The sequence below is a fragment of the Rhodopseudomonas palustris genome (genome assembly GCF_007005445.1).
Lineage (GTDB): Bacteria > Pseudomonadota > Alphaproteobacteria > Rhizobiales > Xanthobacteraceae > Rhodopseudomonas > Rhodopseudomonas palustris_G.
Genome location: NZ_CP041387.1, coordinates 4,689,438 through 4,702,622, shown reverse-complemented (window position 1 = coordinate 4,702,622; position 13,185 = coordinate 4,689,438). Strand labels below are relative to the sequence as shown.

Genomic DNA, 13,185 nt, shown 5'->3' with positions numbered 1-13,185 from the left:
AACAAAGGGAGAAACCCATGCCCAGCCAGGACACCGTCCGGATCGAGCGCGACGGTCCAGTCACCATCGTGACGATCGATCGCCCCGAACGCCGTAACGCCGTCGACGGCGCCACCGCCAAGAAGCTGTACGACGCCTTCCTGGCGTTCGATGCCGACGAGACCGCCTCGGTGGCGGTGTTCACTGGTGCCGGCGGCACGTTCTGCGCCGGGGCCGATCTGAAAGCGGTGGCGGCGGGCGATGCCGAAAAGAAGCGCGAGATCGCCGGCCACAACACGCTGGCGCCGATGGGCCCGAGCCGGCTGCGGCTGTCCAAGCCGGTGATCGCCGCGGTCGAAGGCTTCGCGGTGGCCGGCGGGCTCGAACTGGCGCTGTGGGCGGATATGCGCGTGGTCGCTGAAGACGCCACCTTCGGGGTTTACTGCCGCCGCTTCGGCGTGCCGCTGATCGATCTCGGCACCATCCGGCTGCCGCGGCTGATCGGCCATTCGCAGGCGATGGATCTGATTCTCACCGGCCGTCCGGTGGCGGCCGACGAAGCGCACCGTATCGGACTTGCCAACCGTCTGGTGCCGCGCGGCGAGGCGCTGCCGCGCGCGGTCGAGCTCGCCAAACAGATCGCGCAGTTCCCGCAGACCTGCCTGCGCGCCGACCGGCTGTCGGCTCTGCAGCAATGGGATCTGCCGGAAGAGGACGCGATCATGAACGAGATGCGCGGCGGGCTGAAAGTGATCCAGTCCGGCGAAACCCTGTCCGGCGCGACCCGCTTCGCGCAAGGCGAAGGGCGGCACGGAGCGTTCACGTCCTGACAACCGATGCCGATCGGCGGGATCAAGCACTTTCCACACGCACTTCGTCATCCTGAGGCGCCGCCGCGTAGCGGCTGCCCCGAAGGATGGGCCGCCGAGACTCGTAGCCGCATCATCCTTCGAGGCTCGCCCTTACGGGCGAGCGCCTTAGGATGACGATTCAACGAAGAAACGGCGTCGCTTCAAATCAGCTTCAGCCCCTTCAGGCTGGCGTGGCCGTTCTTGCCGACGATGATGTGGTCGTGCACCGCGATGCCGAGCGGCTCGGCGATCGCCACGATCGACTTGGTCATCTGGATGTCGGCCTGCGACGGCGTCGGATCGCCGGACGGGTGGTTGTGCACCATGATCACCGCGGTGGCCGACAATTCGAGGCCGCGTTTGACGATCTCACGCGGGTACACCGGCGTGTGGTCGACGGTGCCGACCTGTTGCAGCTCGTCGGCGATCAGTTGGTTGCGCTTGTCGAGAAACAGGATCCGGAACTGCTCCTTGTCGGCGAACGCCATGGTGGTGCGGCAGTAGTCGATCACCGCCGACCACGACGACAGCACGGTACGCTGCTTCACCTGCCCCTTGGTCACCCGCGCGGCAGCCGCGGCAATCAGCTTGACCTCGATGATGGCCGCCTCGCCCAGCCCGCTGACCTCGCGCAGCCGTTCGGCCGGGGCGTGCACCGCCTCGGCGAACGAGCCGAACCTGGCGATCAGCGCCTTCGCCAGCGGCTTGACGTCCCGGCGCGGCAGCGCCCGAAACAGCACCAGTTCGAGCAGCTCGTAGTCGGACAGCGCGTCGGCCCCGGCCTCGCGAAACCGCTCCCGCAGCCGTTCGCGATGGCCGTGATAGTGCGGCGCTTCGGCAAATCCCGGTTGCGGCGATCGCTCGGCGTCGTCCATCGGCAATTCCACCGCCGTGCATGGTCCCGTTGTCACAACCATGCCGCGCTGCGCGGCTTTTGCAACCGGAATTCCGTCGCCCCGCCCGCCGCTTAACAAGCTTTCGGTCGGCTGCTCAATCGGCGCTGGGCAGCCGCCGCATGGTGAATTCGATGGTGTCGCCGGGCAATTCGCGCCAGCTCTCGACGCTGCTCATATAGGCCGCCTTCGGCCACGCCTCGAGAAACGCCTTCGCCTTGGCGCGCGCGTCCGGGCGGGGCAGCACGTAGGTCTCGCGCAGGAAGCCGTCGGCCGGCGTGCTGCGCCGCGCCATCCGCGTCGCAAGATCACGTGGCAAATCCCGGGGACGATCGACCATGGCGGCGGCTCCGCTGCGCTCCTTGTGAGCAAGATAGTCGGTCCGGGGAACGAATCCGAGTCCTTCCGGCTTTGAGTCCGGTTCGAGTAGCAGTGGAGTATGCGTCATGGCCCCTCGCGCCAACTGGAAGGGCTTTCTCAGGTTGTCTCTGGTGACCTGCCCGGTAGCGCTCTACCCGGCCACCTCGGATTCCGAGAAGATCAGCTTCAACCAGATCAACCGCGCCACCGGGCATCGGATCAAATACCTGAAGGTCGATGCCGAGACCGGCGACGAGGTGCCGGCCGACGAAATCATGAAGGGCTACAAGGTCGATACCGACAGCTACATCGAAATCACCAGGGACGAGCTCGACAACATCGCGCTGGAATCCACCCGCACCATCGAAATCGATCAGTTCGTGCCGCGACCCGAGATCGACGATCTGTATCTGGTCCGCCCGTATTACCTGGTACCGGACGGCAAGGTCGGTCACGATGCCTATGCGGTGATCCGCGAGACCATCCGCAGCATGGACAAGGTGGCGCTGGCGCGGGTGGTGCTGACCAATCGCGAGCACGTCATCGCGTTGGAAGCGCGCGACAACGGCCTGGTCGGAATGCTGCTGCGCTATCCCTACGAGGTGCGCGACGCCGGCGATTATTTCGACGACATCCAGGACGTGAAGATCACCAAGGACATGCTCGACCTCGCCAAGCACATCGTCGAGCAGAAGTCCGGCCACTTCCAGCCGGATCTGTTCGAAGATCACTACGAAAGCGCCCTCACCGAACTGATCAACAGCAAGATGGCCGGACAGCCGATCAGGCCGCAGGCCCGGCCGCGCGGCGACAACGTCGTCGACCTGATGGACGCGCTGCGCCGAAGCCTCGGCAACGCGAAGTCGGCGCCGGCTGCTGCGCCCAAGAGCTCGGCTGCGGACAAACCCGCCGCCCCGAAACCTGCGAAGGCCAAGAAGCGCAAGACGGCAGCCGGCCAAAAGGAAATGCTGCTGCCGATCTCCGGCCAGGGTGCCGGCAAAGCGAAGGACGAGCCGGCGAAGGGAAAGAAGCCGGCGCGGAGCGTGGCGGGTAGTAAGGCCCGGAAGGCCGGTTAGTTCACCACAACCTCAGCGCCTGCGAGCACTGAGTTGAATCTCAAGCGTGGGCACGGCGCAAGGCGTCTTTGCCCACCCTACGCTTGCTTCGCGGAGCGAGGTCTCTCAGCGAGTCATTCCGGGGCGCGAGCATAGCTCGCGAACCCGGAATCTCTCTTCGCACCGACACATCAGGATTCCGGGTTCGCGCCTGACGGCGCGCCCCGGAATGACGACTGATCCGCTCAGCTCTGGAACGGCGGCTTGTCGAGGTTCTTCGGCGACAGCGTGAAGATCTCGCAGCCGTCTTCGGTGACGCCGATCGAATGTTCGAACTGCGCCGACAGCGAGCGGTCGCGGGTCACTGCGGTCCAGCCGTCGGACAGGATCTTCACGTACGGTTTGCCGAGATTGATCATCGGCTCGATGGTGAAGAACATGCCGGGCTTCAGCACCGCACCCTGCCCCGGGCTGCCGACGTGGATGATGTTCGGCTCGTCGTGGAACAGCCGGCCGAGACCGTGGCCGCAGAAGTCGCGCACCACGCTCATCTGCTGCGGTTCGACGAAGCTCTGGATCGCATGACCGATGTCGCCGGTGGTGGCGCCGGGCTTGACGGCCGCGATGCCGCGCATCAGCGACTCGTAGGTGACGTCGATCAGCCGCTCGGCTTTGCGGGCGACCGGGCCGACCGGATACATCCGGCTGGAATCGCCGTACCAGCCGTCGACGATATAGGTGACGTCGACATTGACGATATCGCCTTCCTTCAGCGGCCGATCGCCGGGCATGCCATGGCAGACCACGTGGTTCAGCGAGGTGCAGGTCGAATAGCGGTAGCCGCGGTACATCAGCGTCGCCGGATAGGCGCCATGGCTGAAGGCGAACTCGCGCACGAAGTCGTCGATCCGCGAGGTTGGAACCCCCGGCTTGACGATGTCGACCAGTTCGTCGAGGCAGCGCGCCACCAATTGGCCGGCCTTGCGCATCCCGGCGAAGCCGGCAGGGCCGTGCAGCTTGATCTGCCCGGTCTTGCGCAGGGCGGCTTCGGAGGCGTCCACGTAGCTCATAAGGATCGATCTTTTCAGGATGTCGGTGATTTGATCCCAATCTAGTGAGCGCGGCAGCCGGCAGCAAGCGCACGGGCCGGCCGTCTGGGTCGCCGGCCGGACATGGCCGCCGCGAAGGCCATCGGCCGGAATGCTCTCTTGGCGACGCAATCCGGCGACGTTAAGGATGCGGCAAGCGCACCTTCACCAAATCGCAGAGAGGCAATGGAGTCCCTCGACTCGGTCAGCATCGCCATTCTGCTCGGCTCGGTCCTGGTGATGGCGGGGATCCTGTCGAGCCTGCTGGCGCTGCGGTTCGGCGCGCCGCTGCTGCTGGTGTTTCTGGTCGTCGGCATTCTGGCCGGCGAGTCCGGCCCTGGCGGTCTCGCCTTCAACGATCTCGGCACCACCTATCTGGTCGGGTCGGTGGCGCTGGCGCTGATCCTGTTCGACGGTGGCCTGAAGACGCGGTTCTCCAGCATCAAGGCGGTGCTGGCGCCGTCGATGGGGCTGGCGACCGTCGGCGTGCTGCTGACGGCGCTGATCACCGCGCCGGTGGCGAAATACATGCTCGATCTGAGCTGGGTCGAGGCGCTGCTGGCCGGCGCCGTGGTCGCCTCCACCGACGCTGCCGCAGTGTTCCTGCTGGTGCATTCCCAGGGCCTGCGGCTGCGCCCGCGCGTCGGCGCCACGCTGGAGGTCGAATCCGGCACCAACGATCCGTTCGCGGTGTTCCTGACGCTGATGCTGGTCGAGCTGATCACCCATGGCGGTCAGGGCTCGATCTGGGACGTCGTGCTCGAATTGCTGCAGCAGGGCGTGCTCGGCGCCCTGATCGGCGTGGTCGGTGGTCGCATCGTGGTGATGGCGCTGAACCGGGTGGCGTTGCCGCAGGGCCTGCATGCGCCGTTCGTCACCACCGCCGCGCTGGTGGTATTCGGTGCGGCGCAGATCTCGCATGCGTCCGGCTTCCTGGCGGTCTATCTCGCCGGCATGATCATCGGCAATCAGCCGACCCGCGCGCACAATTCGGTGGTGGCGTTTCTCGACGCCGCGACCTGGCTGGCGCAGATCGTGATGTTCGTGCTGCTCGGCCTGCTGGTGTCGCCGCAGCGGCTGATGAGCAGCATCGGCCCCGCCGTGGTGATCGCGCTGGCCCTGATGCTGGTGGCGCGGCCGCTCGCGGTGTTCATCTGTCTGGCGCCGTTCCGGTTCAATTGGCGGGAGCGGCTGTTCATCGCCTGGGTCGGCCTGCGCGGTGCAGTCGCGATCTTCCTCGCCTCGATCCCGATGCTGGTCGGGCTGTCGAACGCTTACCAATATTTCGACGTCGCCTTCGTGGTGGTGCTGATCTCGCTGATGCTGCAAGGCTGGACGCTGGGGCCGGCAGCCCGCAAGCTGCACGTGGCGCTGCCCCGAACCGACCGCGGCCCGCGCCGGATCGAGCTGGATCTGCCCGGCCAGCTCGAGCAGCAGCTCGTCGGCTATGCGGTGCGACCGAAGAGCCTGTATCTGAAGCGCGGCCTGATTCCGTCATGGTCGAAGCCGACGCTGGTGATCCGTGACGAGCGTATCCTGACGCCCGAGGAGGCCGAGCCGGTCGCGCCCGGCGACTATGTCTATCTGCTGGCGCCGCCCGAAAAGGCCGCGGCGCTCGACCGCTTCTTCGTCGACATGCCGCCCTCGACCGCGCCCGACCCGCATCTGCTCGGCGATTTCATCGTCCCGGGCGAGACGTCGCTGGGCGATCTTGCCGCCGCCTACGGCGTCGGCGTGCCGCCCGGCCAGGAGGCGCTGACACTGGCCGATTACTTCGATATCCATCTCGATCAGGCGCCGGTGGTCGGCGCAACGCTGCCGCTGGACTCGATCGTGTTGGTGGCGCGCAGCCTCGGCGGTGGCCGCGTCAATGTAGTCGGCCTGCGGTTGCCGGAGGACGAGGATGACGCGCCGCCGCCGACCCGGTTCGCCAAGCTGAAGGCCAAGCTGTCGGAAATCTGGTCGCTGCTCGCAGGCGTCTAGCCCAGACCCTTTGGGAAACGGTCAGTCCGGCTTCTTGTCGGGCGCGTTCAGCACGGCTCGGCACTCGCCCGGCAGTTCCGCCAGCGTGAGCTGGTGCCGTGGCGGCGGGGGCTTGGTCGGCGGCTTCGGATGCAGCACCGCGTCGCTGAACCAATAGGCGAAGTCGGACGCGCTACAGCCCTCGCCGGAAGGCGGCTCTGGTTGCGATACGCAGCCGTCGACGCCCGGCGGGCAGCGCAGCCGGATGTGAAAGTGATAGTCGTGGCCGTACATCGGCCGCACCTTCTGCAGCCAGCCACGATCGCCTCTGGCTTCGCGGCACAGCGCCTTCTTGATCGCGGCATTGACGAAAATCCGGTCAACCGCCGGCTCCAACGCCGCGGCGCGGATCACCTTCCAATGCGATGGCGTCCAGGCCGAGGGCTCGATATCCAGCCGGTCCTTGCGAACCATCATCACCGCCGACATCTCCTCGCGCTCGTTGCGCGACAAGCGGCGGTCCGGCATCGGCGTCAGCCAGATGTCGGCATCGAGCCCGACCTGATGGCTGGCATGGCCGGTCAGCATCGGCCCGCCGCGCGGCTGCGACATGTCGCCGACCAGAATGCCCGGCCAGCCGGCCTGGGCGTGGGCCTTGTCGGCCAGGATCTGGATCAGCCTGACGGTGTCCGGCAGTGCCCAATTCCGATTGCGGGACAGCCGCATCACCTGCCAGGTCGGGCCGTCGATCGGCAGCGCCAGGCCGCCGGCCATGCAGCCCTTGGCGTAAAACCCGACAGGCTGCGGCAGCAACGCTGCCGGCCGCAGCTTGCGGGCGAACAGCTCGCGGGCCGCGAGCGCCGGGTCGTTCGGGTTGGCCAGCGGCGGCAGTGGCTTGGGATCGAGCCGGCCCTTGTCCTGCGCCTGGGCTACGGCCAGGAACGACACCGTGGTCGCCAGCAAAGCGGCGAACCACATCGGGGCGGCGAGGATCGTGTGGTGCATCTGGTGACTATACCTTACGCCGGCGATCGGCTCGATGGTCTTCACCGGTCGTTCACGGCCTGCCGGTTACCGCGACCCGACTCCTTAAGACCCTGCTAACTCTACCGGATTCTGGCGCAATTTGATGCGCCTTGGGCCGAATCGCTCAGCACTTGGGCAGCAGCCGACAGAATCCTCCGCGAATCCCCGACTCCACCCGCAAGACGGTCATTCGACACCGCGGGGCCTGCGGCGAATGCCTTTCCCGCAGGCAGACGAGGGCGTCGGCCAAGTCTGAGGCAGGCTGCTGGAACCGTGCGGTTATACAATTTTTTCAGACACTTATTGCACAACCAGGGCGTCATTTGCGTGATGAGGCGTGGTGGATGCCGCAAGTTCGGCTGAAGAAAAAGAAGACGGCGCGAAACCGTCCCGGGACCGGCAGCGGCAGGATGCACCGATGCGGCTGGACCGCGCCGAGGCTGGCGTCGAAGCCGCGTCGCCGCGCCAACGCCGCGGAGGTCGTGGCCGGAGAACGCGCCGTCGAAGCCGCGCTCGAAGAAGCCAGGCGGTCGCACGAGCGGTTGCGCGAAGCGATCGACCTGATTCCGCAAGGCATCGTGTTTCTCGATGCCGACGGCCGATACATCCTCTGGAACAAGCGCTACGCCGAGATCTACAAAGCCACGGCCGATCAGTTCAGAGCCGGTGCGCGGATCCAGGACACGATGCGGATCGGCATCGCGCGCGGCGACTATCCGGAAGCGATCGGCCGCGAGGAAGAGTGGATCGCCGAGCGGCTGCAGCGGATGTTCAATCCCGGTCACAGCCACGAACAGGTGCTGGCGGACGGCCGCTGCATCCAGATCGAGGAGCGAACCACGTCCGATGGCGGCATCATCGGGCTGCGCGTCGACATCACCGAGCTGAAGCAGCGCGAGGCGTCGTTCCGGCTGATGTTCGACAGCAATCCTGTGCCGATGATCGTTTGCGAGCTGAACGACGAACGGATTCTCGCGGTCAACGACGCTGCGGTCGAACATTACGGCTATTCGCCGTCGGAATTCGCCTCGCTGACCATCCGCCGGCTGCAGGCGTTCGACACCGAACTGCCGTGGTCCGGCGATCAGACCCACGAGGAGCGCACCGCGCGCACCTGGAAGCACGTCAAGGCCGACGGCTCGCTGATCGATCTGGCGATCTACTCGCGCCAGCTCACTTACAACGGCGAGCCGGCGGTGCTGCTGGCACTGATGGACATCACCGAGCGCAAGCGCGCCGAGATGCGGCTCGCCTTCATGGCGCATCACGACGGGCTGACCGGGCTGCCGAACCGCAACTCGTTGCGCAAGCGGCTGGACGATCTGTTGATCCAGACCCGCCGCACCGGCGAGAAGATCGCCGTGCTGTTCCTCGGCATCGACAATTTCAAGGCCGTCAACGACACGCTCGGCCACGCCGTCGGCGACAAGCTGCTGCGCGGCGTCGCCCGCCGGCTGCGTTCGACGCTGCGCGAGGAGGATCCGCTGGCGCGGCTCAACTCCGACGAATTCGCGGTGATCCAGACCGGCATCAAGCGCCCCGAGGATATCGTGCTGCTCGCCAAGCGGCTGCTGCACGCGGTCGCCGAGCCCTATCTGCTGCAGGGCCATTCGGTGGTGATCGGCGCCAGCATCGGCATCGCGGTGGCGCCGGGTGACGGCGACGATTCCGAGAAGCTGCTGATGAACGCCGACATGGCGCTGTCGCGGGCCAAGAAGGACACCCGCGGCACCTTCAGCTTCTTCGAGGTCGGGATGGACGCGCGCGCCCAGGCGAGGCGCAAGATCGAGACAGATCTGCGCGCGGCGCTGCAGCACGAAGTGCTGCGTCCTTATTATCAACCGCTGGTGCGGCTCGCCGACGGCCGCATCACCGGCAGCGAAGCGCTGGTGCGCTGGCCGCACCCGGAGCGCGGCATGATCTCGCCGGCCGAGTTCATTCCGGTGGCCGAGGACACCGGCCTGATCAATGCCATCGGCGCGCAGATCCTGCGCTCGGCCTGCATGGACGCGGCGCGCTGGCCCGACGACGTCCGCGTCGCCGTCAACCTGTCGCCGCTGCAGTTCCGGGTCGGCAACCTCTTGTCGGTGGTGATGGATGCGCTGAAGCAATCCGGCCTGCCGCCGCGTCGGCTGGAGCTGGAGATCACCGAGACGCTGTTGCTGGAAAAGAGCAGCCAGGTGCTGGCGACGCTGCATGCACTGCGCGCGCTCGGGGTGCGGATTTCGATGGACGATTTCGGCACCGGCTATTCGTCGCTGAGTTATCTGCGCAGCTTCCCGTTCGACAAGATCAAGATCGATCAGTCGTTCGTGCGCGGGCTGTGCGACAATCGCGAATCCCAGGCGATCGTTCGCGCCATCATCAGCCTCGGCAACGGCCTCGGCGTCACCATCACGGCCGAGGGCGTCGAGAGCGAGGCGGAGCTGAGCTGGCTGCGGGCCGAAGGCTGCCAGGAGGCGCAGGGCTTCCTGTTCAGCCACGCACGGCCGAACGCCGAAATCACCGGTCTGCTCGAGCTGCAGCAAAGCGGCGCCTCGGTCGGCACGCCATTCGCGATGGGGTCGGCGCGGGTGGCGTAGGCTCCGCGCCACCGCGGCCGCCTGCTACTTGGCGTCGGCGCCGAGCCCCAGCGCATCGGCCATCACCCGGAACAGGTCGGAATTCTCCAGCGCGCCGTGGACGCGGTCGCTGCCGGGGCCGGCGGCGGTGAGGATCACGTCCTCGCCGGAATGCACGCTGGCGTTCATCATCGCCGGCAGATTGCCGATTCTGAGCACCGCGCCGGGAACGCCCTTGTACTTGTCGTTGGCCTTGAAGGTGCCGGGCTTGTCGCCGGCCTCGGTCGGCTGGTTGGGGCCGTCGAGCTTCGGCCGCAGCGTCTCGTAGTGATCCGGCAGGCTGGCGGAGAAGATCGCGAGACGCCGGCTGACATCGACGCGCTCCGGATAGCCGTCCTGGTCGGGCGCCGGATAGTTCGGGAAGCCGGCGCGGTCGTACACGCCGATCCGTTCGCGCAGCGGCACGTCGTCGCCCTCGGCCAGATCGTCGCGCACCGTGCCGACCAGCGCGTTGGGATGATTGTGATCGGCAACCACCAGGATCAGCGTATCGTCGCCGCGCGCCTTGGCCCAGTCGCGGGTCTGGCGCACCGCGTTGTCGAGCATGATGGTGTCGTAGACCGCGCGCTCCATGTCGAGCGCATGGGCATATTTGTCGATCAGTCCGGATTCGACCATCAGGAAGAAGCCGGCGTCGTTTTTCGCCAGCACCTCGAGTGCGACCGCGACCTGCCGGGTCAGGTCGGGCTGGTCCGGGTTCTTGGCGACGCCACCGCCTTTCAGGAAGCGGCGGTCGAGCACGCCGTCCATGTTGCCCGGCGCGAACAGGCCGAGCAGTTTTGCCGGGCTTTGCTGGCCGACAGCTTCGAGCTCCGTCGCGGTGGTCGCGACCGAATAGCCGGCGTCGCGAAACTTCGCCAGGTAGTCGACATCGTCCTTGCGCTTGCCGCCAGCGCTCTTCGGCAGGAAGTAAGCGGAACCGCCGCCCATCAATACGTCCGGCTGCGCCGCATAGAACTGCGCCACGATGGCATCGTAGGCGGCGCGGCGGCGGGTGTGGGCGATCACCGCGGCCGGGGTCGCGTCCTGGACCTCGGTGTTGGTGACAATGCCGACCGCCAGCCCGAGCTTGCGCTTGGCCAGCGACGCCAGGGTCTCGACCTTGGGATCGTCGAACGGGTCGGGGGTGCGGTCGGCATAGACCCCCATCGCATTGACCGCCGCTTTGTGGCCGGTCGCGTAGGCGCTGGCGGCGTTGGCCGAATCGGTGATGATCGAGTCGCTGCCGGCGGTCGACACCAGCGCCATCTGCGGCATGTCGTCGATCGCCAGCTTGCCGCGGGCGCGGCCTTGGTCGATGCCCTTGGACAGGATGCGGGCGGCGACGCGGTGCGCCGGCGACATGCCGTCGCCGATGAACAGGATGACGTTCCTGGCCCGCCGCGGACCGGTGTCGTACACCGTCCAGCTCACGCTGCGACGCTCTGCGCCATCGCCGGCCTCGATGGTGTAGCGGCCGGGCCTATTCAGCGTCACGTCGCGCAGCAGCAGCGCCGATCGCGGCTGACCGGCCTCGCGCGCGATCAGCTCCGGGGCCTTGCCAAACACGCTCGCGGCGTCGGCTCCGTTGATGGTGAGGCTCGCTGTGTCGGCGGCGACCTCGCCGGCGAACTCGACCTTGAGATCGAACTTGGCGCCGGCCAGAAGCTCGGCGCGATCGATCGGATAAATGGTCTGAGCCGAAGCAGCCGAAACGAACATCAGCGACGCCAACGCCGCCGCGACAACATGCCTGATCATCATCACGGTCCTGATTGATGCGCGGGACCGTATGAGCGGCAAATGACGGTTGGATGACGGAGGCGCCGCGCCGTCATTCCGGGGCGCGCGCAGCGCGAACCCGGAATCCCGAACTGTTCTGCGTCCGACCGCCGGGTGCCCCGAATCTCGGGATTCCGGGTTCGCTCACTTCCGTGAGCGCCCCGGAATGACGTTGAGCTGCTATTAGCCCTTGTCGTTTTCCAGCTTCGGAATCGGGGTGCCTTCGCCGGACGACAGCAGGCCGGTCTTGGCGTAGAGGCCAAGTTTGGCGCGGGTGTCGGTGATGTCGAGGTTGCGCATGGTGAGCTGGCCGATCCGGTCGGCCGGCGTGAACGGCGCGTCCTCGACCTTCTCCATGCTCAGCCGCTCCGGCGCATAGGTCAGGTTCGGGCTGACGGTGTTGAGGATCGAGTAGTCGTTGCCGCGGCGCAGCTCCAGCGTCACCTCGCCGGTGACGGCACGGGCGACCCAGCGCTGCGCGGTCTCGCGCAGCATCAGGGCCTGCGAATCGAACCAGCGGCCCTGATACAGCAGCCGGCCGAGCTTCATGCCGTTGATGCGGTACTGCTCGATGGTGTCCTCGTTGTGGATGCCGGTGACCAGCCGCTCATAGGCGATGTGCAGCAGCGCCATGCCGGGCGCCTCGTAGATGCCGCGGCTCTTGGCCTCGATGATGCGGTTCTCGATCTGGTCGCTCATGCCGAGGCCGTGGCGGCCGCCGATCGCATTGGCCTCGTAGAATAGCGCGACCGGATCGGTGAAGGTCTTGCCGTTGAGCGCGACCGGCTGGCCTTCCTCGAACCGTACCGTGACGGTCTCGGCCTTCACCGCACAATCGTCGCGCCAGAACGGCACGCCCATGATCGGGACGACGATCTTGATGCCGCTGTCGAGGTGTTCGAGATCCTTGGCCTCGTGGGTGGCGCCGAGCAAATTGCTGTCGGTCGAATACGCCTTCTCGGCGCTCATCTTGTAGGCGAAGCCGTGCGAGGTCATGAACGCCGACATCTCGGCACGGCCGCCGAGTTCGTCGATGAACTGCTGGTCGAGCCAGGGCTTGTAGATCCGCAAGGCCGGATTGGTCAGCAGGCCGTAGCGGTAGAACCGCTCGATGTCGTTGCCCTTGTAGGTCGAGCCGTCGCCCCAGATGTTGACGCCGTCTTCCTTCATCGCCGACACCAGCATGGTGCCGGTGACGGCGCGGCCGAGCGGGGTGGTGTTGAAATACGCGATGCCGCCGGTCGAGACGTGGAAGGCGCCGGCCTGGATCGCCGCGATGCCCTCGTGCACGAGCTGGGTGCGGCAATCGACCAGCCGGGCCTTTTCGGCGCCGAACTCCATCGCCTTGCGCGGGATCGCGTCGTAATCGGCTTCGTCGGGCTGGCCGAGATTTGCCGTATAGGCGAACACCTTGGCGCCCTTCTGCTTCATCCACAGCAGCGCCGCGCTGGTATCGAGACCCCCTGAGAAAGCGATGCCGACGTTTTCGCCCTTGGGCAGGCTTTTCAAGATCGTAGTCATGGAAATCCCAATCGGTTGAAGCGGTTCGGCTGGGCGAATAGCAAACTTCGCGCGCCCGGGCACGCGTT

The 13,185-nt window shown here is 66.5% G+C and carries 10 protein-coding genes; 4 read left to right on the top strand and 6 right to left on the bottom strand.

What is annotated here, in order from left to right:
- Positions 1 to 17 precede the first annotated feature (17 nt).
- Complete coding sequence (locus tag FLL57_RS21715) at positions 18 to 809, top strand: crotonase/enoyl-CoA hydratase family protein (RefSeq protein ID WP_013500064.1); 792 nt, start codon at positions 18 to 20, stop codon at positions 807 to 809.
- Positions 810 to 991: 182 nt separating this feature from the next.
- Here the strand turns inward: FLL57_RS21715 and radC are convergent, their stop codons facing one another.
- Both radC and FLL57_RS21705 read right to left on the bottom strand, forming a co-directional pair.
- Positions 992 to 1,705 (bottom strand): RadC family protein, encoded by a 714-nt coding sequence (radC, locus tag FLL57_RS21710; RefSeq protein WP_013500065.1) that lies wholly within the window; start codon positions 1,703 to 1,705, stop codon positions 992 to 994.
- Positions 1,706 to 1,820: 115 nt separating this feature from the next.
- Positions 1,821 to 2,063 carry a hypothetical protein gene (locus FLL57_RS21705; RefSeq protein ID WP_142883985.1) on the bottom strand — a complete coding sequence of 81 codons (243 nt, stop codon included), beginning with the start codon at positions 2,061 to 2,063 and terminating at the stop codon, positions 1,821 to 1,823.
- A gap of 106 nt (positions 2,064 to 2,169) precedes the next feature.
- Here FLL57_RS21705 and FLL57_RS21700 point away from each other — a divergent pair, with 106 nt between their 5' ends.
- Positions 2,170 to 3,159: a Ku protein gene (locus FLL57_RS21700; RefSeq protein ID WP_142883984.1), complete on the top strand. Its 990-nt coding sequence runs from the start codon at positions 2,170 to 2,172 to the stop codon at positions 3,157 to 3,159.
- 224 nt (positions 3,160 to 3,383) lie between these two features.
- On the opposite strand, the gene map is transcribed toward FLL57_RS21700, so the two are convergent.
- Positions 3,384 to 4,208 (bottom strand): type I methionyl aminopeptidase, encoded by an 825-nt coding sequence (gene map, locus FLL57_RS21695; RefSeq protein ID WP_047308176.1) that lies wholly within the window; start codon positions 4,206 to 4,208, stop codon positions 3,384 to 3,386.
- Positions 4,209 to 4,412: 204 nt separating this feature from the next.
- Here map and FLL57_RS21690 point away from each other — a divergent pair, with 204 nt between their 5' ends.
- Positions 4,413 to 6,209, top strand: a complete 1,797-nt coding sequence (locus FLL57_RS21690; RefSeq protein WP_142883983.1) for a potassium/proton antiporter — start codon at positions 4,413 to 4,415, stop codon at positions 6,207 to 6,209.
- Positions 6,210 to 6,230: 21 nt separating this feature from the next.
- Here the strand turns inward: FLL57_RS21690 and mepA are convergent, their stop codons facing one another.
- Entirely contained in the window at positions 6,231 to 7,193 is a 963-nt protein-coding gene (gene mepA / locus FLL57_RS21685) for a penicillin-insensitive murein endopeptidase (RefSeq protein ID WP_142883982.1), read from the bottom strand.
- Between the two features lie 365 nt (positions 7,194 to 7,558).
- On the opposite strand from mepA, the gene FLL57_RS21680 reads away from it, so the two are divergent.
- Entirely contained in the window at positions 7,559 to 9,796 is a 2,238-nt protein-coding gene (locus FLL57_RS21680) for a putative bifunctional diguanylate cyclase/phosphodiesterase (protein WP_142883981.1), read from the top strand.
- Positions 9,797 to 9,820: 24 nt separating this feature from the next.
- Here FLL57_RS21680 and FLL57_RS21675 read toward each other — a convergent pair whose 3' ends face one another.
- The gene (locus FLL57_RS21675) at positions 9,821 to 11,578 is read right to left on the bottom strand and encodes an alkaline phosphatase (protein ID WP_013500072.1); all 1,758 of its coding nucleotides are present in this window, start codon (positions 11,576 to 11,578) and stop codon (positions 9,821 to 9,823) included.
- Positions 11,579 to 11,779: 201 nt separating this feature from the next.
- Positions 11,780 to 13,117, bottom strand: a complete 1,338-nt coding sequence (gene argG / locus FLL57_RS21670; protein WP_013500075.1) for an argininosuccinate synthase — start codon at positions 13,115 to 13,117, stop codon at positions 11,780 to 11,782.
- Positions 13,118 to 13,185: the final 68 nt, after the last annotated feature.

Excerpts from the sequence above, each read along its gene's own strand:
- FLL57_RS21690 (WP_142883983.1), top strand. The coding sequence starts at position 4,413 with ATGGAGTCCCTCGACTCGGTCAGCATCGCCATTCTGCTCGGCTCGGTC.
- FLL57_RS21715 (WP_013500064.1), top strand. The coding sequence starts at position 18 with ATGCCCAGCCAGGACACCGTCCGGATCGAGCGCGACGGTCCAGTCACC.
- FLL57_RS21700 (WP_142883984.1), top strand. The coding sequence starts at position 2,170 with ATGGCCCCTCGCGCCAACTGGAAGGGCTTTCTCAGGTTGTCTCTGGTG.
- map (WP_047308176.1), bottom strand. The coding sequence starts at position 4,208 with ATGAGCTACGTGGACGCCTCCGAAGCCGCCCTGCGCAAGACCGGGCAG.
- radC (WP_013500065.1), bottom strand. The coding sequence starts at position 1,705 with ATGGACGACGCCGAGCGATCGCCGCAACCGGGATTTGCCGAAGCGCCG.
- FLL57_RS21680 (WP_142883981.1), top strand. The coding sequence starts at position 7,559 with ATGCCGCAAGTTCGGCTGAAGAAAAAGAAGACGGCGCGAAACCGTCCC.
- FLL57_RS21705 (WP_142883985.1), bottom strand. The coding sequence starts at position 2,063 with ATGGTCGATCGTCCCCGGGATTTGCCACGTGATCTTGCGACGCGGATG.
- argG (WP_013500075.1), bottom strand. The coding sequence starts at position 13,117 with ATGACTACGATCTTGAAAAGCCTGCCCAAGGGCGAAAACGTCGGCATC.
- mepA (WP_142883982.1), bottom strand. The coding sequence starts at position 7,193 with ATGCACCACACGATCCTCGCCGCCCCGATGTGGTTCGCCGCTTTGCTG.
- FLL57_RS21675 (WP_013500072.1), bottom strand. The coding sequence starts at position 11,578 with ATGATGATCAGGCATGTTGTCGCGGCGGCGTTGGCGTCGCTGATGTTC.